This window comes from Natrinema soli, from assembly GCF_028618695.1.
In genome coordinates, this window is sequence record NZ_JAQIVI010000719.1 from 1 (window position 1) to 3,423 (window position 3,423).

Here is a 3,423-nt window from a genome sequence, read left to right on the forward strand (position 1 = left end):
GAACCCGCTCCGGCTGACCTCGCGCGGGCACACGTTCCGCCGGAGATGATCGCCTTTCTCGAGCGCGGCGACCGGGCGATCGAAGACGCCCGCGAGGCCCTCGAGTACGCGGCAGAGACGGACGCCGAGCGCGGTCCCGGCGGTGCGAAGATCCGGTACGAACCCGGCGAGTACGACCTGCTCGCACCGCTTCCCCGGCCGAACTCGCTGCGCGACTGCATGGCGATCGAAGAGCACGTCCAGAACAGCATGGACGGCGAGATCGCAGACGTCTGGTACGACCTGCCGGTCTACTACAAGGGCAACGCCGACAGCGTCGTCGTGCCCGGCGAAACCATCCGCTGGCCCGACTACTCCGACATTATGGACTACGAACTCGAGATCGCGGCCGTGATCGGGAAGCGGGGCCGGGACATCCCGGTGGCGGAAGCCGAGGCACATATCGCCGGCTACACCGTCTTCAACGATTTCAGCGCCCGCGATATCCAGGGCCGAGAGATGGAGGGCCGGTTGGGCCCCGCGAAGGGCAAGGACTTCGCGAACGGGCTCGGTCCCTATTTCGTCCCGCGCAAGGACATCGACGTGCTCGAGGCCCCGATGACCGCTCGAATCGACGGCGAGGTCTGGTCGGAGGGCACCGTCGACGAGATGTACCACTCCTTCGCGGAGATCGTCGAACACGTCTCCCAGTCCGAGACGCTGTATCCGGGCGACGTCATCGGCAGCGGCACCGTCGGCGAAGGATGCGGGCTGGAACTGGGGAACTGGCTCGAGGACGGCGATACGGTGGCGCTCGAGATCGAGGGGATCGGCACGCTCGAGCACACCGTCGTTGAGTGACGGGTGCGAGGTATCGACGAGGCCCGATTCGCCGACGTGCGAGGCGGTGTGGCTGGCAGGTTCCGGTGACGAACCGTTATAAAGAGCCCGGCATACGCCAGTCAATGTCTATTACAGGTGATGACATTGCGATAGATACGACAGTCAGTACCAATGATCGACCGCAGCACCTTCGTGGCCGCGTTCCTCGTCATCGCGGTCATTGCGAGCCCGCCGGCCGTGGCCTACTCCGGCGCATCGGGTCCGAGTTCGTCGTCGAACGAAGCCGCACAACTGGCGGACGGAAACCCCCTCGACTCCCTGGCGTGTCTCCCGTCGCCGACACTCGAAAATATCTCGATGAATGCCTACAAGCAGGAGGCAACGAATCTTCAGACGAAGTCGGGAGACGTCTCCGCAACCAGTACCGGCCCGTCCGACGGGCAAGACACGTTCGGAATCGAATCCGGATTGATCGCCGCGAGCACGATCTGTTTTAGCGGATCGGATCATGACAGGGAGAGTATCGAACTCCAGCTCAACGATGTCGGGTTCGAGGACACCAAACTTATCGGCCCGTGGACTGACGTCGAGTTCGAGCAGGGTGAGGCTGACTCGATGACCGTCGTTCTCTCGCCGGAGGCGGTACTGGATCTCCTGAAGCAACTCCCTGATTCGATCAACGCGATCAAAACCATCAAAAACCTGTTCGGTATCGAAGACTACGGTATCGACGAAACGGATCCCGCGGCAAACGAAACCGACGACACTGAAGACAATACGACGGATCCGGACGACGACACCGGGGACAATACGACAGATTCGGACAACGATACCGGGGACGATATCGTGACGGATCCGGTCGACGACACTGAAGACGATATGACGGATCCGGTCGACAATTCCACGGATGAGACGACGGATGCGGTCGATGATACTGTGGATAATACGACGGATACGGTCAACGATACCACGAACAATACGGCGGACGCGATTGACGATACAACGAATAACACGACCGATGCAGTTGACGGGACCGTAGACACCACGACGGATGCGGTCGACGATACCACGAATAATACGACGGATGCAGTCGACGATACCGTGGATGACACGGCGCTCGACGAACCCGTAGACAACACGACGGACGCGGTCGACGAGACCGTAGACGGGACCACCGACGTAGTCGACGATACCGTGGATGGGACGACGGACATAATCGGTGGTATCACGGACGGAACGACAGATGCCATCTCCGCCACGACCGATTCCATTATCGGCTAGCGACCGACGGGGTCTGCGACCGATCGTTCCGCTAGCCGGTCGGAACTCCTGGCCGAAACACGGCGCGGTCGGCACCGTCCGGATATCGCTCACCGTCTCCAACTCCCGATTGGATCACGATTCGTTCCAGTCGGACCGATTCGCACAGTGATCACGGCCGATGCGCCAGTTCTGTCGGCGGTACTCGTTCTATCGTCGCCACTGGAAGTCAACACGCACCTGATCGCACGACTGCTGTGCGATCAGCGTGAAACTCGTTTCAGTTGTTACGAGAGAGGAGTGGAACATATCCGATCCGGTTTATAGAGCCTCGGATACGCACGCAAATTTATAACTATACGTTCGATGGAATACGGGACACTCGTGCCAATCGATCGCAAACGCTTTCTCGTCAGCTTTCTCGTCACGAACGTCGTGCTGGTCTGTGTCTTGACTGGCATGATAACGGCCGGTGTCGGCGCCGCAGTTCCGACCGCCGGCGTCGGAACGTTCGCAATTACGTTCGACGAACTACACGGAGAAGGGTTCGAACAACGGTCGACGATGGGAAGCACCGAAACGTGCGGACAGTACTCTGTTAACGTCGCCCAGATCGACAACGGGACGATCGAGGGACTGCACCTGTTCAAAGACGTCGAGATGCCCGTCACTGGTGAGACGGTCAGAGTGTCGATACAATCCGATGACGTCGAGTTCCAGGGTCTCAGCCAGAAGTTCACTCATCTCGAGGGCGATCTCTCGTTCGACGAGGACCAGGTCACCGAATACGACACCGAAGGCTCCCAGGACCAGATGCGAATCTCGGCCTCGAGTATCACCATCGAGGACGGGACGATCCATACCGATCGCCAGTTCATCACCAAACTCTCGCTCGACGACCTCACCGTCGACACGATACGGAACCCCGACGACGAGGGACTCGAAACGCGAGAAAACGATTGTCTGGCGGGGAACAGCTCCGACGGATAACGTATCCGAATCGATACTTCGTTTGCGTCGGTGGCATCGAAACCCGGCCCGTCGACTCGTCGGGATGAGACTGTCGTTACGCGGCTGATACCGTCTGTTGCGACGATTTACGTATCAGTGTCTGATCCGAGCAGTTTCCAGAAGCGCTCGGTGTCGCCCTCGAATCGCTCGAGCAGGTCGCGCATCTCCGTTCGGTGGTCGTCGGTGACGTTCACGTGGACCATCCCCTCGTCGGGCTGGCCGTAGACGACGCTCGCGCCCTCGGGCGCGGCGACGATCGCCGGCAGCGCGACGAGGTCCTCCTCGCCGTCGACCAGGATCGTCGTGGGTTCGTCCGTCGAGAGCGCGCGT

General features: G+C 60.4%; 4 protein-coding genes. 3 read left to right on the plus strand and 1 reads right to left on the minus strand.

The features are described 5' to 3' along the window. From PGX04_RS30925 to PGX04_RS30935, 3 genes are all read left to right on the plus strand, one after another. Positions 1-840: fumarylacetoacetate hydrolase family protein (locus PGX04_RS30925; RefSeq protein ID WP_273741986.1), on the plus strand; the 840-nt coding region annotated here is incomplete at its 5' end. 153 nt (positions 841-993) lie between these two features. Then, positions 994-2,103: a hypothetical protein gene (locus PGX04_RS30930; RefSeq protein WP_273741987.1), complete on the plus strand. Its 1,110-nt coding sequence runs from the start codon at positions 994-996 to the stop codon at positions 2,101-2,103. Between the two features lie 363 nt (positions 2,104-2,466). Further along, complete coding sequence (locus tag PGX04_RS30935) at positions 2,467-3,072, plus strand: DUF6230 family protein (protein WP_273741988.1); 606 nt, start codon at positions 2,467-2,469, stop codon at positions 3,070-3,072. 107 nt (positions 3,073-3,179) lie between these two features. On the opposite strand, the gene PGX04_RS30940 is transcribed toward PGX04_RS30935, so the two are convergent. Next, on the minus strand, positions 3,180-3,423 hold a 244-nt coding region (locus PGX04_RS30940; protein WP_273741989.1), incomplete at its 5' end, for a DUF359 domain-containing protein.